The organism is Paraburkholderia sp. BR14320, from assembly GCF_040948665.1.
Lineage (GTDB): Bacteria > Pseudomonadota > Gammaproteobacteria > Burkholderiales > Burkholderiaceae > Paraburkholderia > Paraburkholderia youngii.
Genome location: NZ_JBFPKG010000040.1, coordinates 31,044 through 54,953, shown reverse-complemented (window position 1 = coordinate 54,953; position 23,910 = coordinate 31,044). Strand labels below are relative to the sequence as shown.

The following is a 23,910-nucleotide window of genomic DNA, read 5'->3' as shown; positions in this document are numbered from 1 at the left end:
CACAAGGATCGAGACAAGGCCCCGAATACTGAGCTGAATGGAAGCCAAGGTATGCATGAAGTAAGTCTGGCCGGCGGCGTGCTTGCGTTGGTCGAAGCGGCAGCCGAGCGTGAGAGCTTTGTCCGCGTGAAGGTGCTGAGGCTTGAAGTCGGACGCCTCGCTGGCGTCGATGTCGAGACGCTGCGCTTCGCCCTCGAAGCGATCGCGCCCGGCACCTGCCTTTGCAGCGCACGCGTCGAGATCGACGAACCTTCGGGAAGCGCGTGGTGCATGAACTGCAACGCGACCGTGGCGCTGGCCACGCGGGGCGCCCCCTGCGCGCACTGCGGCGGCTACTGGCTCCAGCCGAACGGCGGCACAGAGTTGTGCATCGTCGATCTGATCGTCGACGATGCCTAACAATCATCGGATTAGCGCAAGGAGAAGCAACATGTGCATAGGATGCGGGTGCACCACCACAGGCGATCGGCAAAACACCGCTCAGCGGCGCGAGTGCGCGTATGCGCAGGGCCAGTCCGACACTCATTCCCACTCCCACCGGACGCCACCGGGCAAAGACCTGCACTACGGCCTCGGGCCCGCGGGCCTCACGGTGCCCGGCCTAGACCAGGGCCGCACCATCAAGCTCGAGCACGACGTGCTTGGCGAAAACAATCGCCATGCCGCCGTCAACCGGCGGCACTTCGCGCAGCATGGCGTGCGTGCGCTCAATCTAGTGTCGAGCCCGGGCTCGGGGAAAACGACCCTGCTGTGTGCGTCGATCGCCGTGCTGCGCGAGCGCATACCCAGCTTGCCCATCGGTGTGATTGAGGGCGACCAGCAGACGGCAAACGACGCCGAGCGCATCCGCGCGGCCGGTGCGCCAGCGATCCAGGTGAACACGGGAAAGGGCTGCCATCTCGACGCCGCGATGATCGCCGCGGCCTTCGGACGGCTTCCGTTGCACGATCATCGCCTTTACCAGGACCAAAAGCACGAGCGTGAATACGTACCGCTCACGCACGACGCCCCGTGCAGCGTGCTCTTCATCGAGAACGTAGGCAATCTCGTCTGCCCCGCGCTCTGGGACCTCGGCGAGGAGGCGAAGGTCGTGATCGTCTCGGTAACGGAGGGCGAAGATAAGCCGCTCAAGTATCCCGACATGTTCGCCGCCGCGCGCCTCATGATCGTCAACAAGATCGACTTGCTGCCTTATGTACACTTCGACGTCGAGCAGTGCATCGCGTATGCGCGCCGCGTGAATCCGTTCCTCGAAGTGATCTGGCTCTCGGCCACGACCGGCGAAGGCCTCGATGCGTGGCTCGACTGGATCACGAGTGCGCGCGACTCGATTGCCGAGCGCATTGGCGTGCTGGAGAGCAACCTTGCGGCGCAGCGTGCGCGAAAGCATCGCGCCGGAGGCGAGGCATGACGGCGCGTGTGCAGAACCTACCCCATACCCTCGGCGAACGGACGGTGCTCGCCACCGGCGCATGGCTGAAGAACGCTGCGTGCCTGTGCATCGGCGGCGACGTTCACTGGTCGATGCTACACGGCGATCTCGACGATCCGGAGCACTGTGTGGCGCTCGACACATCGGTGGCGGCGCTTGTTGAGAGCGCCGAGCGCGCGGGGCAGCCCGTGCGCATGATCGCGCACGATCTGCATCCCGACTTCTACAGCACGCGCGTCGCGCTCGAATTGGGTGAGCGGCTTGGCGTGCCGACCGTCGGCGTCCAGCATCATCACGCGCATATTGGCGCGGTTGCGGCCGAGCATGGGCTGCGCGAGCCCGTGATCGGCCTCGCGCTCGACGGCGTGGGCTTCGGCACGGACGGCGCCGCATGGGGCGGTGAGCTGCTGGAGGTGGCGCCCGCCTGCTGGCGGCGCCTCGGCAGTCTCACGCCACTCGCGCTACCCGGTGGCGACGTCGCGGCGCGCGAGCCTTGGCGAATGGCCGCCGCCGCCCTGCACGCGCTCGGGCGCAGCGCCGAAATCGGGCCGCGACTCTCGGCCGCCGTGGGCGCGACCGCGGCGCGCACGGTCGGCGTCATGCTCGCGCGCGGCCTCAATTGCCCGCCTAGCACCGGTGCGGGTCGCTGGTTCGATGCGGCGGCGGGACTGCTCGGCGTGTGCCTGCGCCAGCGCGCCGAATCCGAGGCGGCCATCGCGCTCGAAAGGCTCGCGAGCGGCTACCTCGTCGCGCACGAGGCCCCCGATGTGGCGGGCCTGTGGCGCATCGCGGACAACGGCGAGCTCGACCTTCGTCCGCTCCTCGTCAAGTTGCTCATGCTCGCGGACGCCGGCGAAGCCGCGTGCGGCGCGGCCGTCTTTCATGTTGCGCTGGCCAAGGCGCTCGCCCAATGGGCCGCGCTTGCCGCGCAGGGGCGCGCCGTTCTGTTTGGCGGCGGCTGCTTTGCTAACCGGCTGCTCACTGCGCATATACGGGAGTCGCTCGCCGCGCACGGCGTGCGCACCCTCATGCCCGACACGGTGCCCTGCGGCGACGCCGGGCTAGCGCTTGGCCAGGCTTGGGTTGCCGCATATGGTCCGCAGATGTTGTCGATGCCTACGACCGCAAGAGGAGTCAGTCCATGTGTCTAGCAATGCCGGCACAGCTCATCGACCGGTCCGACGCCGAAACGGGCGTCGTCGAGCTCGGGGGCGTTCGAAAGACGGTCTCACTCGCGCTCGTACCCGACGTGCGCCTAGGGGACTTCGTGGTCGTGCATGTCGGCTTCGCGCTTGGCATGATCGATCCCGAAGAGGCCGAGCGCACGCTCGCGCTGTTCAGCGAGGTCGCTCGGTCGCTCGGCGACACACCCATCGTCCAGTCGGGAACGGCGCAATGAAGTACGTCGACGAATTCCGCGACGACGAACTCGCCGCGCGCATTGCTGGGCGCATTCAGGCGGAGACGCTGACCGAACGCCGCTATCACTTCATGGAGTTCTGCGGCGGTCACACGCACGCCATTTCCCGCTTCGGCGTGGCCGATCTTCTACCCGGTAACGTGTTTATGATCCACGGTCCCGGCTGCCCAGTTTGCGTGTTGCCGATCGGGCGCATCGATCTCGCGATTCGCCTCGCGCTCGAACACGACGTGATCCTCTGCACGTATGGCGACACGATACGCGTGCCTGCCTCGTGCGGTCTATCGCTCCAGCGCGCCAAGGCGCGCGGGGCGGACATCCGCCTTGTGTATTCTCCGCACGACGCGCTGCGCATCGCGCGCGAGCATCCGGAACGCGAGGTCGTCTTTTTTGCAATCGGCTTCGAGACCACTGCGCCGCCTACCGCGCTCGTCGTGAGGGAAGCGGCAGACTGCGGCGCGGAGAACTTTAGCGTGCTGTGCTGCCATGTACTCACGCCCGCGGCGATGACACATCTGCTCGCCGAGCCGTCCGCCGACGCGAACGCGGTGCTGCTCGACGGCTTTGTCGGTCCCGCGCACGTGAGTGTTGTGATCGGCTCGGCGTCTTACGAGGCGTTCGCGCAGAGGTATCGCAAGCCGGTCGTGATTGCCGGGTTCGAGCCCCTCGACGTGCTGCAGGCGATCCTCATGCTGGTGCGTCAAGTCAACGATGGTCGCGCGGAGGTCGAGAACGAGTTCACGCGCGCTGTCACACGCGCGGGCAACGCCGCCGCGCAGGCGCTCATACAGGAGGTGTTCGAAACGCGGGAGTCGTTCGAGTGGCGCGGCCTGGGCGAGGTCCCATTGAGCGGGCTGCGCATTCGCCCGAAGTACGCGCGCTACGACGCCGAGGTCCGCTATGAACTCGTCTACCGCCCGGTCGCCGATCACCTCAAATGCGAGTGCGGGGCGATCCTGCGAGGTCTAAAACACCCGCGCGACTGCACAATGTTCGGCACGGTCTGCACGCCCGAGAATCCCATGGGCTCGTGCATGGTGTCCAGCGAAGGCTCTTGCGCCGCGCACTATTCCTATGGTCGCTCGAAGGACATTCGAGTCGTCGAAGCATGAGCCCAGTCCACACATCCCCGGTGAAGCCCGCCTACGTGCGGCCCCTAGACTTTCGCGACGGCCGCATCGACATGGGCCACGGCGCGGGTGGCCGCGCATCGGCGCAATTGACCCGCGAGCTGTTCGTCGCGAGCTTCGATAACGAATGGCTGCGCCAAGGCAACGACCAGGCCACCTTCGCGCATCTCGCGCCCGGGCCCGGCGAGCGCATCGTGATGACCACCGACGCGCACGTCGTCTCGCCGCTTTTCTTTCCCGGCGGCGACATCGGCAGCCTCGCCGTGCACGGCACCGTCAACGACATCGCGATGGCGGGCGCACGGCCTTCGTATCTCAGCGCGAGCTTCATCCTGGAGGAGGGCCTCCCGATGGCGGATCTGCTCCGCATCGTCGAGTCAATGGCTGCTGCGTCGCGCGCTTGCAGCGCTCCGATCGTGACGGGCGACACTAAGGTCGTCGAGCGCGGTAAGGGCGATGCCGTGTTCATCACCACGACCGGGATCGGCGTCGTGCCCTCGGGCATTCACATTGATGGCGCGCAGGCGCGGCCCGGCGACGTTGTGCTGCTCTCGGGCACTATCGGCGAGCACGGCGTGGCCATCATGTCGCAACGTGAGGGCCTGGGCTTCGACACGGAGATCCGCTCGGACAGCGCCGCACTACACACGCTCGTGGCGGACATGGTTGCCGTCGCGCCCGGTGTGCGCGTTCTGCGCGATCCGACTCGCGGCGGACTGGCCACGACCCTCAACGAGATCGCCAGCCAGTCGGGTGTCGGGATGCACATTCAGGAGCGCGCAATTCCCGTGCTGCCGCAAGTCGATGCGGCGTGTGAGCTGCTCGGCCTCGATCCGCTTTATGTCGCCAACGAAGGCAAGCTAGTTGCAATCTGCGCAAGCGCCGACGCGCCGCAACTGCTCGCCGCGATGCGCGCACATCCGTTGGGCGCGGCGGCGGTTTGCATTGGTGAGGTGGTCGACGACGCCCACAGCTTCGTGCAGATCGAAACGAAATTCGGCGGACGGCGCATCGTCGACTGGCTTTCGGGCGAGCAACTGCCGCGGATCTGCTGATCCGTTTGCGGCGATAGGTATCGGGAGACTGAGAGTGCTTTTTGATCGTCAGGTCGCTAGTCGCGTTGCCTTCGCGGGAGCTTTGAATGATCCATCCCCTTACGGCATCGATCAAGCAATGAGGTCTCCAGTCCCGCCCTCGCTGCAGCAGCCGTCGACCGCGCTCGTGGTCGAGCCTACGCTACATTCAGACTCTATTACGAGGAATGCTCTCCAATTCATTGTTGCCTGAGCGCTTTATCTGCAGCGGACTGTACCCGCCTCTCCTAGCCGGACAATCTCGCCTAGAGGGTGTTAGGCACTTTATGTCGGACCTGGTATCCTGGCGGAATGAAAAAACGCAGGCCCTACCCAACGGATGTATCGGATGAAGAGTGGTACTTCGCCGCTCCGTACCTGACCTTGATGAACAAGGACGCACCGCAGCGCCGCTACGAACTGCGCGAGATGTTCAACGCGCTGCGCTGGATCGTACGTGCGGGTGCCCCGTGGCGTTTGTCGCCTAATGACTTTCCGCCGTGGGAACTGGTCTACCAGCAGACGCAACGCTGGATTCAGGCGGGCTGCTTCGAGGCTATGGTGAGCGATTTGCGTTCGATCATCCGGGTCGCCCAGGACCGCCGTGGTCAACCCAGCGCGGTCATCCTCGATGGCCGTACCCTCCAGTCGACGTGCGAAAGCGGCGCACGCGCAGGCTACGACGGATACAAACGCAAGAAAGCCAGCAAGGTACATATGGCGGTGGACACGTTGGGACAACTGCTCGCGGTGCATGTGACGCCGGCCAATGAGCAGGAGCGCGCGCAGGTTGGAGAACTGGCGCGTCAGGTTCAGTAGGCCACGGGCCAGACGGTCAAGGTGGCGTTCGCGGATCAGGGATATACCGGCGAAGAGCCCGCGCAGGCGGCGCTTGACGAAGGGATTGAACTTCAGGTCATCAAGTTGCCCGAGGCGAAAAAGGGCTTCGTGCTGTTGCCGCGCCTGGGTGATTGAGCGCAGCTTCGGCTGGCTCAACCGCTTCCGCCGACTCGCAAGAGACTACGAGCGATTGCCCAGAAACTCTGGCTGGCTTGCACTTCGTCGTCTTCTCCGTGCTTATGCTTGTGCACTTTGCACCCCCTTAGCAAAAGTGCCTAACACCCTCTAAGCAACCGCCACGAAGCGTTTAAGCGTCCGGTTACAGAACAGCAAGTCGAGATAAAGGCCATCATTATCGATCTGGAGTCGCTTCTGCCGGGCGAAGAAGGTAAAGCCATCTCCTAGTTCGAGGAGTAACTGTTCCATTCCCGAAGGACTGCATCTCATTCATGACGAAGCACGGCGACTTAGAAGTCATCTTCCCTGCCCCATCCGCAGCTGCACCCGCCGAATTTCGCCAGTGCCTTTTCCTATCGGAGCGACGCATGCGAAGGCGTCGGTATGCCACGGCAGTTCGGCCATCGGCACGGCGGAGGGGAAACAGGCAACCGAGGCCACGGATTGGATCTCCGAAGACCCGCAACGCTTCGTCGCCAACTGAGTTCGGATGGTGCTACATGGTTAGGTGCAGCTGCCCAAGGAAAGGCGCCAATGAATTGATACTAAAGATTATATTGTTTGCGAGCATTTCTGCATTTTAGTGGTGGGCGCACGCGATATGGGGCTCAACGAACCGTGGTGTGCCGGCACGGGATTGATTCACTCTAGCCAGACCAAAGGGAGAGACGGCCTAATGATTTTGTCAAGCAAGCGGCAGTCGTTCGGGCATTGGATTCCTGTTGCGGAGAATTGCCGACAGCACATTCACACGCCTCCTGGCAAGAGCAATGATGATCTGATGACGGCGCTTCGCTTCTTTACGTTTAAAGGCAGCGCTCTTGGGACAGCGCATGGATGCAAATGCCGACTGATAGAAGATCCGCTTCAAACGCTTGTCGCCCTTCTGGGGCCGTTTAAGGCAACTGGATTTGCCCGTGGGACCCCAGAACATTGCTACTCCCGATGTGCCGAATGAATTCCCATAGTCGGTGGGGCGTTCGACACGTCTGCGCCTGCGTCCTCGTTCTGCGCGATAAGCGGAAACGCGACACGGTGTCGTCAGCCACCGTATATTCGCGAGCGGCCGCTAACCTGTATGCGGGAAAAATAGCCTGCTGCAAGCAGAGGAACCAGGTCTGAGGCGCAGCGAGATACGCGCGATAGCCACCGTTCCGTCAAGCCGGATCTTTGGGTATTTGAGATGGCCCGTGAAATCACCGAATGACAGCACTAGACGGCATTGAGTAACGCTTGATCGCGGTGAGCCGCCGATTTTTCAGACACTGTCTGGAAAATCTCTCCCTAGGGCGAGGCGAGATGGAAGTCGCGCATGCTAGCGAGATTGGCCCAGCCGATCTCGCGGCCAAAGCGGGGTGTTAAGTCTTCAGCGAGGTATGCGATGATCACTTGCCACGATATCTGCATCGATCAGCAAGGCGCTTTGAGCGCAGCTGCCGTGGAGTTCATTGAACTGTGACGGCATGCGCGTCGGCATTTCGGACAGTAAGCTCAATGAATGAATGGCAGCGGGTTAGCGTGGTGGCAATCCGGTGAGCAGGTTCACAAGGGTTCCGTAGGGCCAGAATGTTGCTGGCGCTGTATGCGAGGAAGACTCTGTCAAAGGGCCTGGTCAACAGTGACTGGCGTGACGCATTTCTTCCAATCTCGCCGACGGATGTAGGCAATGGCGATTTCCAGACAAACGGTGTACGAATGCAGACAGGCCAAGCGCTGAGAGAACTGAGCCTCAATCCGACTTTCTGGAAACATCCTTCCACCCCAAGGGCCCCAACAATCTCACAACGGTGGTCGCGAGTCAGCGAATTGAGCGGCAGCTGACGTTCCTGAAGCGACCTGTGAAGGAACGTGCTGAGGCGCTCTTGCCTGTCGTCCTTGAACAGGTCTTCAGGCTGTTTAGCTATGCCCAATCCTGATATTACGCCTCGATGATCCGCCGAATGGGGTATCTCGGAGCGAGACCTTCGTCAAGATGGTCTCGAGTTGCTTGCAATTGCCCACATCTTTGCCGCGAAACCTGGTAACCTGGCATACGTCACGTTCCATGCGTAAGCGAGATGGCCGGCAAGCGACGGGCGGATGATCGGTCGTGGATGAATCTTGGAGTCCAGGGAGGCGAATTCCAGGACACACGGTTGCGCCGTCGCTTCGCAACGCTGCTGGAAAAGCTCTGGGACGGCATGGGGCAGACTATTCCGTTCGCATGTCAGGACTGGGCTTCTACCAAGGCCGCGTACAGGTTTCTGTCGAACGACCGCGTCAGCGAACACGATATCCTGAGCGGGCATTTCCAGGCCAGCGCCGAACGTGTGAAGGCCACCGATGGACCAGTGCTTATCCTGCAGGACACGACCGCATTCTCGTACCAGCGCGAGCGTCCCGAACTCATCGGCTACACGGGCAAGACGAGCCTGCGCACAGGGAAGAATGGCATGGGCCCGCGACGACCGCTCACGCAATGCGACATCCTGATGCATTCGAGTCTTGCTGTTACTGCCGATGGATTGCCACTTGGCCTGGCGGCGGTGAAGTTCTGGACGAGAAAGCGGTTCAAGGGGGCTTCGGAGCTCAAGCGCCATATCAATCCCACGCGCGTACCGATTGAGGAAAAGGAAAGCTGGCGATGGCTGGAGAATATGCGCCAGTCGACCGAGCTTCTCGACGATCCTGTGCGTTGCATTCACATCGGCGATCGGGAAAGCGACATTTACGAGCTGTTTTGCACCGCATACGATCTTTGCACCGTAAGCGGCCAGCAAACCCGTCTTGGCGAACTGAACTAGCGGATGGGATCCGCCGGTTGCCAGCGATGAGGCAGCAATGCTGCGATGTCGCTGGCCTTTTGAGTCGGCAATCGGGTGAGAACGTCCTTCAGGTAGGCATGCGGTTCGTGCCCATTCAGTTGCGCTGAACGTAGCAGACTCAAGATGGCTGCGGCTCGTTTGCCGGCTCGAAGCGAACCGGCAAACAACCAGTTCGACCTGCCGATAGCCCAAGGACGTATCTGATTTTCGACCCAGTTGTTGTCTATAGGCACGTGACCGTCATCGAGATAGCGGGTCAGCGCATCCCATCGTTTAAGACTGTAATCCAGCGCTTTGGCAATTGCAGAACCTTCCGACACCAGCTTGCGCTGCGCCATCATCCATTCGTGTAGTGCGTCGCAGACCGGTTTGGCCCGACTCTGTCGGAGCTTTTGGCGTTCGTCGGCTTGCAGCATTGCAGCGTCGCGCTCGATGTCGTAAAGCGCAGCGAAGAACGGCAGCGCCTGCGCGGCGATCTGACTGCTGTGATTGGCGTGCAGATCGAAGAACTTGCGTCTCGCGTGCGCCGCACATCCAATTTCAGTGATGCCCTGCTGGAATCCAGCCTTGTAACCACTGTAGTCGTCGCATACCAGTTTGCCCTGCCAGCCAGCGAGGAACGCGCGCGCATGTTCGCCTGCACGGCTGTCGGCGAAGTCGTAGACCACGGCGCGTAACTCACTGTAGTGTGTGGGCGTATACGCGCACAGATACGCGCGGTGAGTCTTGCCTTTGCCGGGACTGAGCACCTGTACCGGTGTCTCATCCGCATGCAGCACACCCTGCTGCAGGATTTCCTGATGCAGCGCGTCGACCAGCGGTTGTAGCTGCACGCCGCACGTACCGACCCATGCGCCCAATGTCGAGCGCGGTATCGCGACGCCCGCTCGCGCAAAGATCTGCTCCTGACGATACAGGGGAAGGTGGTCAGCGTACTTGGCAACCAGCACTGACGCCAGCAGTCCCGCGGTCGGGATGCCCTTGTCGATGACGTGCGCAGGCACCGCAGCCTGAATCAGTGTTTCGCAGTTTCTGCACACCCACTTGCCACGGATATGCCGCTCCACGGTGAACACACCTGGCGTGTAGTCCAGCTTCTCGCTGATGTCCTCGCCGATGCGCACGCGCTCGCAGCCACACTGGCATACGGTGCTCTCCGGCTCATGCCGGATCTCTGTGCGCGGCAATTGCGCCGGCAGCGCTGCACGCTTCGGTTGCAGGGGTAGCGGCTCGGTTGTGGCTTGTGGCTGAAGTTGCTCGAGCTCAACTTCAATGGCGGCGAGATCCGCGTCAATTGCCTCGTCCAGCAGGTTCATCTGATCGCTGCTGAGCTGCTCGCTGCGCCTGCCGAACTGATGGCGTCTGAGAATCGATATCTCGTGGGTCAACTGGTCGATGCGGGTCTGCCGATAGCGTAATTCCCGCTCCTTCTCACCGACCTCCCGGGTCTTCTCTTCAATCTCCCGGTCCCGGTCTTCGACGCGTGCAATCAGTTGCGTGGCGAGCGCACGCAGTTGTTCGGGGCTAAGAGTGTTGAGGTCGGCGGGCAGATCCATGCAGACGAGTCTGCCAGAACCCCGGAGAGCGCGAAAGCGCGACCGTATACGTCCCGAACGTCCTCAAACGACACGGATCACGCCGTCCGCGCCGATGCGCTGCCATGGCAAACCCACCACCAGACCGGCAAGTTGTTCCTGCGTGAGCGCATGTTGCTTTGGTTCGCTACCAGCGCGCGGCCACGCGAACTGCCCCCGATTCAGCCGTCGCGCAGCCAGCCAGATGCCAATCCCATCGTGAACCAGCACCTTCAGGCGGTTGGCTCGCCGGTTGGCAAACAGGTAAGCATGGTGCGGATGCGCAGCGCCGAACACGGTGATCACCCGACCCAGTGCCGTATCGAAGCCGGCCCGCATATCCAGCGGGTCAACTGCCAGCCACACCTGATCAATGCGGATCATGCGAGCCACTCGCGCAGCCAGGCGGCGCACTGCGCTGCCTCTGAGGTTGGCCAGCTAACCGTTATTGACAGGTCCGCGCGACGCACCTCGACCCGAATCTCAGCTGTGCGCGTGTTTCGCGTCTCAAGAGCGAGCGGTACAAATTCCGGTGCCGGCGCCGCTACCAGTGGCGCTGCCATGTCGCTACGTGCCACCAGCACACAATCGTTCGTTTCGGCCTGCTCGACCCAACGTCGAAGCAGATTCGCGTTCAGCTTGTGGTGCAATGCGATGGCCGCGAGCGATACCCCGGGCCCCTGGCAAGCTGCCGCTACCTGAGCCTTGAATTCGACGCTGTAGCGCCGGCGTCGTCGACGGCTAGGTGCCGCTGCTTCTTCAATAGTGTTCACGTGTCCACCTATTTAAGTGAACACGATGCTCCCAAGACTTTCACCGTGACTCAAGATGGGATGACCGGGCGCTTACTTTGCACCCACTTCCTTGTGCGTACCTGCGTTGACAGGCTCGCGGGAGACGGTCAGCACACGATCTCCAAAGCCATGCAGCATGGTTCAGGTCAAGGGGCTCCACCGCGTCGAGCTTCGCGACGCGAAAGGCCGTCCGATGACCGCGACGCTCGAACTGCGCTACCAGCCTATGACCGTTCTGCCGCCCATCGGCAAGCAGAACCGTTACCGTGCGCTACAGCTAACAGTCCTGCACGCTCAGGAACGCGATCCGCCGCCCGGGCGTGCCCGCATCGAATGGAAGCTGATCACCAACCTGCCGGTCCGCTCTCATGCAGAGGCAATCGAAAAGCTCGACTGGTACGCAATGCGCTGGAAGATCGAGACCTTCCACAAAATCCTGAAATCGGGCTGCAAAGCCGAGGAGTCCCGGCTTCGTACAGCCGAGCGGCTAACGAATCTGATCGCAATCTTCTGCATTCTGAGCTGGCGCATATTCTGGATTACCATGCTCGGCCGATCGGCGCCGCAGGCCGGCGCCGAACTCGCGTTCACGCACACCGAAATCGAACTGCTTGAACACATCGTTCACGATACGCCCCACAACGCGCAAGCTCCGCCGCTCGTGCGCAACGTTATCAGGCTCGCTCAGCTCGGGGGTTACCTTGCCCGCCCCAACGACCCTCCGCCGGGCAATACCGTAATGTGGCGCGGGATGTGACGTCTGACAGACATCCAGATCGGCTATAAGCTTGCGCTAAAAAGAAGTGGGTAATTGCAAGCTCGAGTTGGCGCTTACTATGCCTTGTGTATGCCCAACTGTGGTCGGGCATTCGTGTGTCGTTGTGCGGACGGCATGAATGCTCGTTTTGGCCCCCCGCCTCCTTCGCAGGCACCGGCCCGTAGCCGAGAATCGTCCAGGATCGCATCGGGCAGCGCCTCCGGCAAATGAAAATAGCACCGCTCTTTCAGACGAGATCGCGTTTCCCTATAACCGTCGCAGTAATTTGCTTAGAAGTAGTCGTTGGTTGGCCCTGGCTGATGAATGTTCTCTCGTGGTGCGCCTGACAACAACCGCACCACACCGCACACCTCGACATGGCCAAAAATTTCGTCCTCTACCTATCGAGACTATCGGTGTTCCAGAAGTGATTTCCACCAGCGAACTGACTTTCCGTAAGGATATCTCGTCACTCCGGTAAGTCGAAGGCAAGACCATCGGCTACCCTCCGAACTCGACGGCACAATACGCGCTGGACGCGGCCATCAGGGTATACGGGCTTGACCGCAGCAAAATCATACCAGTACCTCTTGCGCCTAGTGAAATTGTCGCAGCATGGAAGGGCGGCGACATCGACGGCGCCGATGCCTGGGATCCTGCAAGTCAACAGCTTGTCGCCAACGGTGGGCTTAAGATCTTTCCATAAAAGACTGCAGAAAGACGGATACCTCATCTATAACAACTTCGTTATCCGTAGGGTTTCTGCGGAAAAATACCCGTAGATTGTGGCGACCTTCCTGTAGACCTATGGGCTACACGGCGGAGAGGACTAGAAGCTTCGCATCGTCCATCGGCTTTACTGCTGCGCCGCCGTCAGGAAATTCATGCATCGATGCAACAACCTGGAATTTAATGTCGCGATTAACACGCAAAGTCATATCAATACCACCGAACCGCACGGCTGATGACGATAACAGGGAAGCGATGACCGTGATAAAGCGGTTTTGTCTTCTTCATTACGTCATTCTACGGCCCCATTCCATTAACCTGACAGAGCCGGGAGGCCTTGTCGATCTGCCGCATTTCACTGTATAGAATAACCATAGCGATAAGACCCGCTGCCATATCGGCAGCCGCTACCGAGAACAAAAGGCCGTCTTGCCCATAAGCGTGCTGCAGCAAGGCCATCAGGGGCATCAGAAACAAGCCATGCCGCAGTACCGCTACAAGCGTTGCCCAGACTGCGTTGCCCTTGGCCTGCATGAAAAGCAGGCACACCTGTTGCACCCCTAACACCGGCAACGCACAATGGAATAGCAAGATCGCGCGGCTGCCAATCTCTATCGTCGCGGACTCGTGCGCAAACCAGCCGATGATGGTTCTCGCTTGCCACACGACCCAGCCGGCATAGACTCCGGCGAACGTTAGCGCGACGGCAACCATAGCCCGAACCGCTTGCGCCACCCGTGTCCAGTTACCTGCGCCGACATTAAACCCAACAACCGACTGCGCCCCGCTGCACAGTCCATACAGCGGAAGTGCTGCCAGCATCGCCAAGCGGCTGGCCAAACCTATCGCCGCCACCGATGCCTCACCGTAGCGAGCAGCGAACCCATTGAGCATGGACATGGCCGCTACCGCGAGCAGCGTATTGAGCGCTGGCGGAATGCCGATGCGGGCGATGCTCGCCAGCCGGCACCCGCAGCGTCCCACCGATGGCCACGATAAGACGATGGCTCCGTGCCTGCCCGCGAAATGTCGCCAATACAAAGTTAAGCCGCACAACTGGGCCAGAAATGTTGCGATGCCAGCCCCTTCGATGCCCAGCCCGAACCAGAAAATCATCACCGGGTCGAGTGCCGCGTTCATTGCGAAGGATGAAACTTGGGTCGTCATGCTGAGCACGGTATTGCCATCCGCTCTCACGATGAAACCACAGACCATATTGAATACCACTGCCACATAGCCCAACAGCAGCCAATGAAGATAAGCCACCGCCAGTGGCAAAATCGATGGTCCAGCGCCTAGCCATGTCAGCAAAGTTGGAGCCAACTGCCAGCCCGCGATAGCCGTTATGCCAGCAATTACCATCGCAGACCATAACGCGTGCGATGCATAATCGTTGGCAGAGTGATCGTCGGCACGTCCCAGGCTTCGAGCAATCAACGAGGCGGCCCCTGCACCGAAGATCTGGCCTATTGCCGTGATGCACATTGCAAATGGGAACGACAATGCCATCGCCGCGAGTGCTGCTGTTCCGAGCCGCCCCACGAAATAGGCGTTGAGTAACTGATAAGCGGCACTGACAGTGACGCCAATGACGGACGGAAGAGCCAGCCGCAGGATCAGTGGCAACAGTCGATCGTGGGCCATTGACTGCATCCGTGATGCCGCAACTGCTGGCGTGTTCATACTGTGGCCCCGTCCTTCACGCTTGTTGCGTCCACATCTTCCTGATTGTCCCTGAGCCATCCGGCATAAGCCGCGAGACAATGCAGCAACTGACGTCCCAGCATATTCGTCTCCTCTGCGGAAAAGCAAGGCAACGCACAATGCATCTGGATACGAAGTTTACCGTCCACATTATCGATATCTAACCGCAACGTGTGATGACGGTTGGGCCCCATCCCATCACCCGTCCAGATCGTGGGTTGAGCAAGGCCGAGCAGCATGCGCGTACGAAGATTATCTAACACAGCGCGATAGTTGACGACAACACGCGGCCAGTCGAAATCCACCAATGCCTTCGCCTGATCATCCGGCAGCAGATACGCAGCCGCCCGTAGCCCAATGCCATGGATCCGTGCCGAATTGCGCTGACGACGCACCGCTTTCAGACGTTCCGCCACACTGAGTCGCCCCTCACAAATGATGGCCAGCGGGACAAGTTCCGCGGTAAAGCCCATAACTGTCGACAGATCCTGACCCGGCAGGATAGGCGTGCGCAGCATGTCCATGCTGTCCAGAAACAGCCCTCGTCGCTGGTTGCCCCGTCCTGCCACCTCCGCCAAGGCGCACAGGATGACGTCGAACGCGTCAAAGCCGTGCCGGTCCGGATGCAGATCGAGCAGAATCTTTGTCGATTCCGCATCCAGATCCAGATAGCGAATCCCCTTGTGCGCGCACAAGGCCTCGAAAGCAGCATCACTGTGCATCTGCCCAGTGTGGAGCATCTCGAACAAGCGCCGGCTGGAATCAGCGCCACTATCGACTGGCTCAACCTCGAAGACTGTTGCACCATCCTCACGCAGCAGTTCCCATGGCCGGCTTCGCCAATAAGCAATGTTGCTGTCCAACGAACCGCTCACATGTTCGCGCAGCGCCTTCACCCATCGATTCACCTGCGCGCGGCCACTGAATGCGGGATCCGGTGCTTGGTCATGCTCTATCGCCAGATAGTAGCGTTCTACTTCGTCCAGCAGCAGCCGGAACCCATAGCCGTCGACCAGGAAATGATGAATTATGATAAAAATCCATCTGTGCGGCCGCCCACCGACCTCCGCCTCGATCAATTGGAAACGCGACATCCAGGTACGACCATCGAACCGGAATGCATATTGCGCTTTCTCAGCGATACCAGATACCTCTCGCGTGCAATCCCCGAGCTCTGAGTACGAGCCCAATGCAACTCGCTCCAGATGCAACGCTCCGACTCCGGTATGGAAGCGTAGATCCGCGTCATCTCGAGAGATCCTGGTGCGCAACAGTGGGTAGTCTTTCGCCAACCTAACGATAGCGGACTCCAATATGGCCGGATCCAAACGGCAGCTATCGTCCTGCCAGATCGCGCACATGTTGAAATGCTCGTCTAAACCCATGCGCCGATTCATGAAGCGTATCGTAGGCGTTACTTCCACTCCACCGTCGATTTCGCCATCGTGGTGCACCAGTTCGCCGGAGCGGGCATCGATCAGCCCAGCCAGTTCGCGTAACACTGGATAATCGTACAACTCGCTGACAGAAAAGCGGATTTCCATCCTGGCCGCCCGCGCCACACAGCGCACGCTCAGCATAGAGGTACCACCCAGTGAGAAGAAATGCGCGTCCGCACCAATCGTCGACATACCAAGCACTTCCTGCCAAACCGCGGCCAGTGCATGCTCGGTCGTGGTAACCAGCGGCGCGAATACGCCCACCGCGGTTTGCCGTGGCAACGGCAAGCGGGAACGGTCCAGTTTACCGCCCGGCAGCTTAGGCAAAGCCCGCAAGCGAACAAATGAACGGGGAATAGTATGGGGCAACAGCGAATGACGGAGCATTTGTCGGAACCCATCCTCTGTTGACGGCAGCTTCGCCTCCGTGCCCACCACGTAGGCAGTCAACAGCGGCTCGCCATCCGCAGCGCGGTGCAAATGCACCGCGGCCTCCTCGACCCCAAGACATTTTCCCAAGATGTGAGAAATCTCATCCAGTTCAACGCGCAAGCCATGGATCTTGATTTGGTTGTCACGCCTTCCGAGGAACTCCAAGCGGCCGTCGTCGCGGTGGCGCCCCAAATCGCCAGTGCGATAAGCCACAGTTCCGAAAGGCTGTAACTCTGGCACCGGATTAGCAACAAATCGCTCGGCTGTCAACTCCCTGCTGTCGTGATAGCCATTCGCCAGGCAGTCACCCGTCACCAGGATCTCCCCCACCGCACCTTGAACCACCGGCCGCAACTTGTCATCTACGACGGCTATGCCGACATTGGCCACCGGCTTACCGATCGGGACAGTTCGTTCATCAGCGCCCACTTCGCACACCTCCCCCCAAGCGGCGTTCGAGCTACACTCCGAGGAGCCGTAAAAGTTGAACAAACGGGCCTGCGGGAAAGCCTCGAGAAAGCGCCGAGCCAACTCCGGTGGCAACGCCTCAGCGCTTGAGGTGACCAGCCGCAAATCTGAAACCGACCGTCCGTCTGTCAATTGTGCCGTCAAAATGCCGGTGATCAACGGTGGCGAGCACAGCAGATGCGTTACCCGGTAACGATCTAGCTGCAATAGCAGCAGGGATGGATCTTGCAGTTCTTGCTGACTCAGCAGCAAACTAGGAACGCCTTGTAAGAGTGGCCCGAAGATTTCCCATTGACTGGCAACCAGCGCCGCCGACTTCTGCACTACGCAGGCATCGCCTGCCTGGAAGGGGAATTGCCCCCACATCCAGTGCAAACGATTTAGGCATGCTGTAGCGGGAACCACAACGCCCTTCGGTTTTCCCGTAGAACCAGATGTGTAGACGATCTGCAGCACTTCATGCGAACAAGATGGGGAAGGGGCGGCATCTGTTTCCTCATTGCCGCATGCAACTTCCTCCGACGGCAGTAAAACTAGCCCTCTGTCACGAAATGCTTCCCGCTGCAGCGGCGTGGCAACGAAGGCCTTGGGGGCGACATCTTTAGCAATCTCAAGTATGCGACTTATCGGATAATTTGCCCCGATCACCGAGTAGGTTGCGTGCAGCTTAATCGCAGCTAGAATAACGATCAACGCGTTAATGCCGCGGTCAATGCCAAGCAGCACCCTGTCGCCGGCACCAACACCGGAGGCTGCGAGTCTGTTAGCAAAACGGTTGGCCGCAGTATCCAACTCCGCGTACGAAATGCGACCGCGCTCCCAGAAATAAGCAGTATCCACTGGCGACATTTTGGCACGCGCTTCGAACATTTCGCGTAGTGTACTAGCGCCCGTATAAGCGAGCCGTCCTCCGTTGTAACGCTTAAGAAAAGCCTTTTCAGCTGGGTGCCGCAGATCCAGCTCTGCAAGCGGCGCCGCCGGCGCCGCAATGATCACCTGAATAATTTGCTGCAGGTTGAGCAGCATTCTGGAAACGAGCTCGTCGGAGAACAGCTCAGTGCAATAGGACATCTGCAGATAGATGCCGTCCCCCTCTTCCTGACAGTAAAGAGTGAGATCGTACTTGGTATAACCGTTTTCCAATTCGCGGGCGAAAATTGACACATCGTGCTGCCCCTCAGAAATCAGCTCTGCCTTCTCCGAATACATGTTGAACATCACCTGGAATACGGGGGAAAAATTGCTTCCACGTACCACGTCAACTGTTTCCAACATCCGACTGAATGGATATGCCGCGTTGAAGGCAGCACCGATGACAGTTTGCTGCGTCGTGGCCAGATGTTCGATGAATGACTTGTCAGGATCCATCTTCGCCCTTAGCGGCAACATGTTTAGGAAGAACCCCAGCAGGTGTTCCGTACCTGACTGTTCGCGTACTACATTCGGAGTCCCGACGATGATATCGTCCTGTCCGCTGTACTCTCTCAATAACACGTAAAAAGTCGTCAGTAACACGCTGAAAAGCGTGGTGCGATTGTCCGCAGCGAGTTCGCGAAGTCTGGACGCCGCGAGAGCCGGAATTTGTATGGCGTGTGACTTACCGGTGTAACGCATCCGCCTCGGACGAGGCTTATCGGAAGGCAGGGTCAGCACCGGCAACTCACCCGACAGCTGTTGTGCCCAGTACGAGCGCTGTCGCGCCCAGCAGTCCGATCGAAACTGCTCAGACTCCCATTTAGCGAAATCCGCGAACGAAATTTCGGCTTTGAGACCGTCCTCTGAACTGACTCCCGCCTGGTAAAATTCACGCAGTTTGCGCACCATCACCGAAAGCGACCACGCGTCCATAATGATTTCATGCGTCGTAAAGATGACAACATGCCGGTCGGAGCTCTCTCGTACTAGTAGTGCGCGATACAGTGTGCCTGCGGCGAGATCAAAGGCCGGTTGAAACTCGCTCGCCTTCAGTTCAGCCAACCTGGAGGCAGGATGGTCGCCGCAAAGGTCTATAAAGCGCAAACGACCCTTCGGCGGTGAATCGAAGGTCAAATATGGATTGCCGCTCTTTTCGACGAATCGGATGCGCAGTGTGTCGAAGTACTGCACCACCGCATCCCAAGCCCGACTAAAGCGATCTCGATCAAGCTCTCCGCAGCATTCGAGCGCCGTTTGCAAGGTATAGTTGGATGCTGTTGGATCAAGCTTCCACAAAAACCATAAGTGTTTTTGAATGTGACTGGCCGGAGCCTCTCCGCCCTCATCACGGCGACTGACGACAATGGCGGGGAGCGACTCATGCCCATCCTCTTTCTCGGCCAAGAGTTCGGTCAACTCATCTATTGTGCAATGGTACAGGTCAACCACAGAAACTTCGCAGGCGAATTCGCTCCGAATACGGTTGATCGCAAGCATGGCGCGCAGCGAGTCACCGCCCATCAGCAAAAAGTTGTCGTTTCGCCCCAGCCGGTCTAGATGCAGTATCTCGGCTAAGAGCCTGCACAACCGAACCTGAAGACCGTCAGCGGGCTCCAGATATTTCACATCGGACAAAGGACGCAAATTTTCTGGAGAAGGCAATTGGTTGTAATCAAGTTTGCCATTGGCGTTTAATGGTAATTTCGCCAGCTCGAAGAAAAGATCAGGCAGCATGTAGTCAGGCAACTGACACGACATGTGTTCGCGTAAAGCGCTCCGTGTAACCTCCTCTCGAAGCTTGACGAAAGCCACGAGGCGCGGAAGTCTTTCCGCTTCCCCTGGACTAGTCAGTGTTTCCCTTGCCGTCAGTTTCACCCGATTGTCAGCGGGATAATGCACCACTACGGCCGCGGCCTCGACGGCAGTATGTAACCCCAACAAACCTTCCACTTCGTTAAGCTCAATACGGTAGCCACGCAGCTTGACCTGGCGATCTGCTCTTCCGAGACACTCCAGCAAGCCATCCTCACGCAGCCTCACGAGATCACCAGTCTTGTATAATCGATCATATCCGCGCTTATCGCTGAAAGGGTTAGCCACAAAAGCCTGCTCCGTACGCGCGTCGTCGTTAATGTAACCACGCGCAACGCCAACGCCGGCTACACAAAGTTCGCCTACGTCACCTGACGCAACAAGCGTCAGCGCCGCAGCATCTGGCCTGACCACATAGATTTCCAGATTGTCTATCGGTTTCCCGATCGGCATAAATGCCTGACCTTCCGCCGGAGAGTTAGAGATCAGTGCATGCGTGACACCGTCGGCACATTCGGTTGGTCCATAATGGTTGAGGATGGGAATAGACGGGTACATCGCCAGCCAGCGTCGGCATACGTCGGGCGGCAATGCCTCTCCGACGGTGGAAATCCTGCGCAGCGCCGGCAGCGCGCGTGCATCGATCAATTCGACTTCGGCCACAAACGAGCGTAGTAGCGACGGCACAAATTGAATGACTGATACTTGGGATTCGCGCAACTCAAGCAGCAGCCTCGACGGATCGCATACGACGTCTCTATTAATGATCCGCGTGCACGCCCCCACTTGCAGCGCCGCCATAAACTGCCACAAAGAAATGTCAAAACAGTGCGATGCGGTCTGCGCCACCTGATCAGCTTTACTGATCTCCAGATCGTGTACTTTAGCGTGCAAGTGATTGATCAAGCTCCGCTGTTCAATCATTGCGCCCTTTGGGTGACCGGTGGTACCCGAAGTGAAAATGACGTAGGCAAGATCACTACCTTTGCCTCTGGGCCCGGCAAAGGCTGCGCTCGATTCTTGCGCCTCCTCAATATCAAGAAGCACTAGTTCCGGTCTGGTTGTCTGCTAGTATGCCGCCTGTTCGAAGCAGTTACGGGCGGTCAGCAGCAGGCAGCATTTACTCTTCTCCAGCATGTAATCCAAACGTTCCGCTGGATACTGGCCATCAAGCGGCATATAGGTACCGCGAATCTTAAAAACGGCAAGCATCGCAGCCAATAAATCAATTCCTCGCTCCATCAACACGCCGATGACGGGCGCCTCGCGGCCACAGCGCTCGGTCAGCGCCATTGCGATGCGGTTGGACTGCTCATCAAGCTCCCGATACGTTACCGACTCGCTGCCATGCCTCGCTGCTATATGTTGCGGATAACGCCGTGCCGCTTCACAAAAGTAGTCCACTGCCAATAGTGTTTTCATTTAAACCTCACTCACTCGCCTAAGTGCTTGAATTAACCGACCCTATACTAAAAGCAGCTCTCTCGGCGGGCGACCGCGCAAGTATCCGTGGAATGATCGCCGAAAGGTTCATTGCGTTTGGGTTGGATAACAGGCTAACTGGCAATCTTAAGATATTGAAAATCACATCTTCTTCGCATTCTGTACGTATTCAATATTTTGATACCTATTCACTTGGCCGTGTCACTTGCTCTGCTAAATTGAACCGCATTTTCATGCGGTCACCAATGCAACGGCCAAGATCACTGGTTACCATTAAAATCCGTACCTATAACTGCGAAAGATGCGGCTGGCGCAGGCACGTCACTACTCGCCCGCGTCGCGTAACGGCGCTATATCGCGCCAGCCCCGCAGTTCTTCCCGATCCTCTGAGAGCGAGTTCCTGGCACGCTTCCGAAACGGCCACGCAGCGCTCACTGGCAAAAAAAGCAGTATCGCGCTCGTAATGAAGGCTTTCGGATCATCGGAAACAAGCGAGCAATCGTGGGAGACCACACAGTGCGTGATCTGTTCATCGTTAAAGTAACCGTCCTCAATCACAATCACGACCTGAACTCAAGCAAGCGATTTCAGGTGAAGAAGGGAAATATGCAATAAGTTCGCAGCAAGAAATTCACTTGATACAGGTTTCGAACTGTATGCTGCAATATAAAAACCATGGTAAAGCGCCCGAAGAATTGAAGGATGCTTCGGCACTCGACGCTCCTGCAGCATAAGTTCAGAAGTATTCAACAGTCACATCATGGGTTAGGAGGTGCGACGAACTCTGCTGGTCATCCTGACCGTCGCGTTGATGTCGGTCCTCCATGCTGCTCACTTCGCCGCACAGCTTCATTCTGTGCAGAGCCCTTGTATCTTTCTTTGCGAGATACATCGTTCGTCGGATTGCACAGCAACGCAGGAAAAAACTTTCTGCTCAGGGAACGGAATGGAACTGATGATCCAGAGCGCCGGTTCGTTAATAACGCGTAGCGCGGCACCTTGAGTGGACGCGGCAATAGAATGTCGACGATCATTTTTTGCAGATCTTGTCTGTGGTTCGTGAGGCTTTGGTGTGGTGTTCACGCTTCGTTACCTCCAGCTTCAATTTCCCCGCGACAGCAGATGCAATAGTTGAGCCAACGCCACGACACACCTGAGAGATATCTCCACACATTGCTGATCGGGATGATTGATGGGTACTTACCCTCCAAAACGCTTGCGGGATCTTCCGGCAAATATCATTTGTGGGATTTGCTGTGTTGCATATCCGACAATGTTGGATGTGCAACACCACGGATTGCCGCGACGAGGGGCGACCAAAGCGGCGAACTTACTGACGAGTGCATCAAATAGTGCATAGTTGGCTACGCGGCATACCGAACGTGCTTTTCCTTGGACAGTTTCCGGATCACGTGAGGCTCTCTTTTGCCGACGATGCAGATGCGCGTTAATGCAATGGGCGCGCCCCCCCCCCACCCAGCGGCATGGATGTGCCAAATCTGGATCCACCCCATCTTTGCAACCCTGATTTTTTCGATGGCGAGTTGGCTTGCCCAAATCTATTCGGCGTCGTTTTGGGGATCGCTCCCCGCGGCTCGAGCGGGCAGGACGAGCAGGCGCCTGACATTTTTGTTGCTCCGCCGGCTGATCCTGAGAAGATTGGTCTTGCCGCCCGTACTGTATTGCCGCGGAACGAGCCCAACCGATGCCGCAAAATCGCAACTGCATCCGTACCGTTTTGCATCGCCCATTTTCGCGGCCAACGCGCTTGCGGTGACCGGGCTCCCCAATTACGTTTCGATCCACTACACGGAGCGTCTGGCCGAAACCGGCGTCGAATCGGCAGTCGACACAGTTGGCAATTCGTACGACAACGCACTGGCCGAGACAATCAACGGGCTGTATAAAGCGGAGCTGATTCATCGGCGCGGCCCGCGGCGCAGGCAGCAAGCTGTCGACCTGGCAACGCTTGAATGGGTCGACTGGTTCAACATTCGTAGGCTGTTCGGCCCGATCGGCGACATCCCGCCGGCGGAAGCCGAGCAAGCTTACTATCGGCAGTTTCAGGTTGCACGACATTCTGATTGCGGTCGTGGACGGCCTGCGCGGCTTTCCGGAAGCGATCGAGGCGGTGTATCCGGCCGCGCAGATCCAGACCTGCATCGTGCATTTGATCCGCAATTCGCTGAATCTGGCGGGCTGGAAGGACCGCAAGCTGCTGGCGGCCGCGCTCAAGCCGATCTATCAGGCCGCCACGGCCGTAGCGGCGGCAGCGGCGCTCGAGGTCTTCGCACAAAGCGGGTGGGGCCGCAAATTCCCCACCGTCGCGCCGATGTGGCAACGCCAATGGGAGCAAGTCATCCCGTTCTTTGCCTATCCGCCAGAGGTGCGCAAAATCATATATACGACAAACGCGATTGAAAGCATGCACATACAGTTGCGCAAGATCGTCAAGAATCGCGGCCACTTCCCCAGCGACGAAGCCGCCAGCAAGCTGCTGTATCTGGCCTTGCGCAACATCGAAAAGGATTGGAAGATGCCGCCTATTACCTGGCGGCAGGCAGTCAATCAGTTCGCCATTATGTTCGGCGAGCGGTTCACGAACGCCATGAGCTGAGATCTTTTAACCGACCTCGGCACACAAAATTACTGACACCTCCCGACCAGGGCTGGCAATATCAGATGGCGGTGTACCGTCGCCTTCTTGAGAACCGTTCGATCACACAAAGCATGTCACGCAAGGGCAACTGCTATGACAATGCCGCCATGGAGAGCTTCTTCGGCACCCTCAAAGCGGAGTTCTTTTATCTCAACAAATTTGATAATCTTGACGAGCTGGAGGTCGGCATAAAGGACTATATCTGGTACTACAACCATGACCGTATCAAGCTAAAACTGCAGGGCATGAGCCCCGTAAAATATCGGACTCAATTCCGTCAGGCGTAGCCATCTAACCGTCCAACTTCT

At 58.8% G+C, this 23,910-nt stretch carries 15 protein-coding genes and 7 pseudogenes; 13 read left to right on the top strand and 9 right to left on the bottom strand.

The window, feature by feature from the left end; translation table 11 throughout:
* The first annotated feature begins 51 nt into the window (after positions 1-51).
* From AB3X89_RS28875 to AB3X89_RS28845, 7 genes and pseudogenes are all read left to right on the top strand, one after another.
* On the top strand, positions 52-399 hold the full coding sequence (locus AB3X89_RS28875) for a hydrogenase maturation nickel metallochaperone HypA (protein ID WP_368586329.1): 348 nt from the start codon (positions 52-54) through the stop codon (positions 397-399).
* A 31-nt stretch (positions 400-430) separates the two neighbouring features.
* Positions 431-1,411: a hydrogenase nickel incorporation protein HypB gene (gene hypB, locus AB3X89_RS28870; RefSeq protein WP_368586328.1), complete on the top strand. Its 981-nt coding sequence runs from the start codon at positions 431-433 to the stop codon at positions 1,409-1,411.
* On the top strand, positions 1,408-2,583 hold the full coding sequence (locus AB3X89_RS28865; protein WP_368586327.1) for a carbamoyltransferase HypF: 1,176 nt from the start codon (positions 1,408-1,410) through the stop codon (positions 2,581-2,583). Before hypB ends, AB3X89_RS28865 begins: the two co-directional genes overlap by 4 nt.
* Positions 2,574-2,831 (top strand): HypC/HybG/HupF family hydrogenase formation chaperone, encoded by a 258-nt coding sequence (locus tag AB3X89_RS28860; protein ID WP_368586326.1) that lies wholly within the window; start codon positions 2,574-2,576, stop codon positions 2,829-2,831. The genes AB3X89_RS28865 and AB3X89_RS28860 overlap by 10 nt, the downstream gene beginning before the upstream one ends.
* Positions 2,828-3,964: a hydrogenase formation protein HypD gene (hypD, locus tag AB3X89_RS28855; protein WP_368586325.1), complete on the top strand. Its 1,137-nt coding sequence runs from the start codon at positions 2,828-2,830 to the stop codon at positions 3,962-3,964. Before AB3X89_RS28860 ends, hypD begins: the two co-directional genes overlap by 4 nt.
* A 71-nt stretch (positions 3,965-4,035) precedes the next feature.
* A complete protein-coding gene (hypE, locus tag AB3X89_RS28850; RefSeq protein ID WP_368586324.1) occupies positions 4,036-5,037 on the top strand; it encodes a hydrogenase expression/formation protein HypE in 1,002 nt (333 codons plus the stop codon).
* Between the two features lie 330 nt (positions 5,038-5,367).
* Positions 5,368-6,161, top strand: a pseudogene (locus tag AB3X89_RS28845) (IS5 family transposase).
* A gap of 22 nt (positions 6,162-6,183) precedes the next feature.
* Here the strand turns inward: AB3X89_RS28845 and AB3X89_RS28840 are convergent.
* Positions 6,184-6,338, bottom strand: a pseudogene (locus tag AB3X89_RS28840) (PDDEXK nuclease domain-containing protein); the annotation flags it as partial.
* A 419-nt stretch (positions 6,339-6,757) separates the two neighbouring features.
* Positions 6,758-7,006: a hypothetical protein gene (locus AB3X89_RS28835; protein WP_368586323.1), complete on the bottom strand. Its 249-nt coding sequence runs from the start codon at positions 7,004-7,006 to the stop codon at positions 6,758-6,760.
* 1,123 nt (positions 7,007-8,129) lie between these two features.
* Here AB3X89_RS28835 and AB3X89_RS28830 point away from each other — a divergent pair.
* The gene (locus AB3X89_RS28830; RefSeq protein ID WP_368586322.1) at positions 8,130-8,855 is read left to right on the top strand and encodes a transposase DNA-binding-containing protein; all 726 of its coding nucleotides are present in this window, start codon (positions 8,130-8,132) and stop codon (positions 8,853-8,855) included.
* Here AB3X89_RS28830 and AB3X89_RS28825 read toward each other — a convergent pair.
* From AB3X89_RS28825 to AB3X89_RS28815, 3 genes are all read right to left on the bottom strand, one after another.
* Entirely contained in the window at positions 8,852-10,432 is a 1,581-nt protein-coding gene (locus tag AB3X89_RS28825) for an IS66 family transposase (protein ID WP_368586321.1), read from the bottom strand. The genes AB3X89_RS28830 and AB3X89_RS28825 overlap by 4 nt on opposite strands.
* A gap of 63 nt (positions 10,433-10,495) precedes the next feature.
* Complete coding sequence (tnpB, locus tag AB3X89_RS28820) at positions 10,496-10,834, bottom strand: IS66 family insertion sequence element accessory protein TnpB (RefSeq protein WP_368586320.1); 339 nt, start codon at positions 10,832-10,834, stop codon at positions 10,496-10,498.
* Entirely contained in the window at positions 10,831-11,223 is a 393-nt protein-coding gene (locus AB3X89_RS28815) for a transposase (RefSeq protein ID WP_368586319.1), read from the bottom strand. The genes tnpB and AB3X89_RS28815 overlap by 4 nt, the downstream gene beginning before the upstream one ends.
* 157 nt (positions 11,224-11,380) lie before the next feature.
* On the opposite strand from AB3X89_RS28815, the gene AB3X89_RS28810 reads away from it, so the two are divergent.
* Positions 11,381-12,001, top strand: a complete 621-nt coding sequence (locus AB3X89_RS28810; protein WP_368586318.1) for an IS4 family transposase — start codon at positions 11,381-11,383, stop codon at positions 11,999-12,001.
* Between the two features lie 496 nt (positions 12,002-12,497).
* Entirely contained in the window at positions 12,498-12,707 is a 210-nt protein-coding gene (locus tag AB3X89_RS28805) for a glycine betaine ABC transporter substrate-binding protein (RefSeq protein WP_368586344.1), read from the top strand.
* Between the two features lie 320 nt (positions 12,708-13,027).
* On the opposite strand, the gene AB3X89_RS28800 is transcribed toward AB3X89_RS28805, so the two are convergent.
* The 4 genes and pseudogenes from AB3X89_RS28800 to AB3X89_RS28785 all read right to left on the bottom strand — a co-directional run.
* Positions 13,028-14,374, bottom strand: a complete 1,347-nt coding sequence (locus tag AB3X89_RS28800; protein WP_368586317.1) for an MATE family efflux transporter — start codon at positions 14,372-14,374, stop codon at positions 13,028-13,030.
* A 35-nt stretch (positions 14,375-14,409) separates the two neighbouring features.
* Positions 14,410-19,422: an amino acid adenylation domain-containing protein gene (locus AB3X89_RS28795; RefSeq protein ID WP_368586343.1), complete on the bottom strand. Its 5,013-nt coding sequence runs from the start codon at positions 19,420-19,422 to the stop codon at positions 14,410-14,412.
* A 411-nt stretch (positions 19,423-19,833) separates the two neighbouring features.
* A pseudogene (locus AB3X89_RS28790) lies at positions 19,834-20,922 on the bottom strand (AMP-binding protein); the annotation flags it as partial.
* Between the two features lie 1,613 nt (positions 20,923-22,535).
* Positions 22,536-22,724 (bottom strand): annotated as a pseudogene (locus AB3X89_RS28785) (transposase); the annotation flags it as partial.
* Between the two features lie 10 nt (positions 22,725-22,734).
* Here AB3X89_RS28785 and AB3X89_RS28780 point away from each other — a divergent pair.
* The 3 pseudogenes from AB3X89_RS28780 to AB3X89_RS28770 all read left to right on the top strand — a co-directional run.
* Positions 22,735-23,004 (top strand): annotated as a pseudogene (locus tag AB3X89_RS28780) (integrase core domain-containing protein); the annotation flags it as partial.
* Between the two features lie 7 nt (positions 23,005-23,011).
* Positions 23,012-23,560: pseudogene (locus AB3X89_RS28775) on the top strand (transposase); the annotation flags it as partial.
* Positions 23,561-23,604: 44 nt separating this feature from the next.
* A pseudogene (locus AB3X89_RS28770) lies at positions 23,605-23,889 on the top strand (transposase); the annotation flags it as partial.
* Between the last annotated feature and the right edge of the window lie 21 nt (positions 23,890-23,910).

What these genes read in the sequence shown, in the direction of transcription:
- AB3X89_RS28875 (WP_368586329.1), top strand. Translation starts at nt 52, where the DNA reads ATGCATGAAGTAAGTCTGGCCGGCGGCGTGCTTGCGTTGGTCGAAGCG.
- hypB (WP_368586328.1), top strand. Translation starts at nt 431, where the DNA reads ATGTGCATAGGATGCGGGTGCACCACCACAGGCGATCGGCAAAACACC.
- AB3X89_RS28865 (WP_368586327.1), top strand. Translation starts at nt 1,408, where the DNA reads ATGACGGCGCGTGTGCAGAACCTACCCCATACCCTCGGCGAACGGACG.
- AB3X89_RS28860 (WP_368586326.1), top strand. Translation starts at nt 2,574, where the DNA reads ATGTGTCTAGCAATGCCGGCACAGCTCATCGACCGGTCCGACGCCGAA.
- hypD (WP_368586325.1), top strand. Translation starts at nt 2,828, where the DNA reads ATGAAGTACGTCGACGAATTCCGCGACGACGAACTCGCCGCGCGCATT.
- hypE (WP_368586324.1), top strand. Translation starts at nt 4,036, where the DNA reads ATGGGCCACGGCGCGGGTGGCCGCGCATCGGCGCAATTGACCCGCGAG.
- AB3X89_RS28835 (WP_368586323.1), bottom strand. Translation starts at nt 7,006, where the DNA reads ATGTTCTGGGGTCCCACGGGCAAATCCAGTTGCCTTAAACGGCCCCAG.
- AB3X89_RS28830 (WP_368586322.1), top strand. Translation starts at nt 8,130, where the DNA reads ATGGCCGGCAAGCGACGGGCGGATGATCGGTCGTGGATGAATCTTGGA.
- AB3X89_RS28825 (WP_368586321.1), bottom strand. Translation starts at nt 10,432, where the DNA reads ATGGATCTGCCCGCCGACCTCAACACTCTTAGCCCCGAACAACTGCGT.
- tnpB (WP_368586320.1), bottom strand. Translation starts at nt 10,834, where the DNA reads ATGATCCGCATTGATCAGGTGTGGCTGGCAGTTGACCCGCTGGATATG.
- AB3X89_RS28810 (WP_368586318.1), top strand. Translation starts at nt 11,381, where the DNA reads ATGGTTCAGGTCAAGGGGCTCCACCGCGTCGAGCTTCGCGACGCGAAA.
- AB3X89_RS28800 (WP_368586317.1), bottom strand. Translation starts at nt 14,374, where the DNA reads ATGGCCCACGATCGACTGTTGCCACTGATCCTGCGGCTGGCTCTTCCG.
- AB3X89_RS28795 (WP_368586343.1), bottom strand. Translation starts at nt 19,422, where the DNA reads ATGCTGCCTGATCTTTTCTTCGAGCTGGCGAAATTACCATTAAACGCC.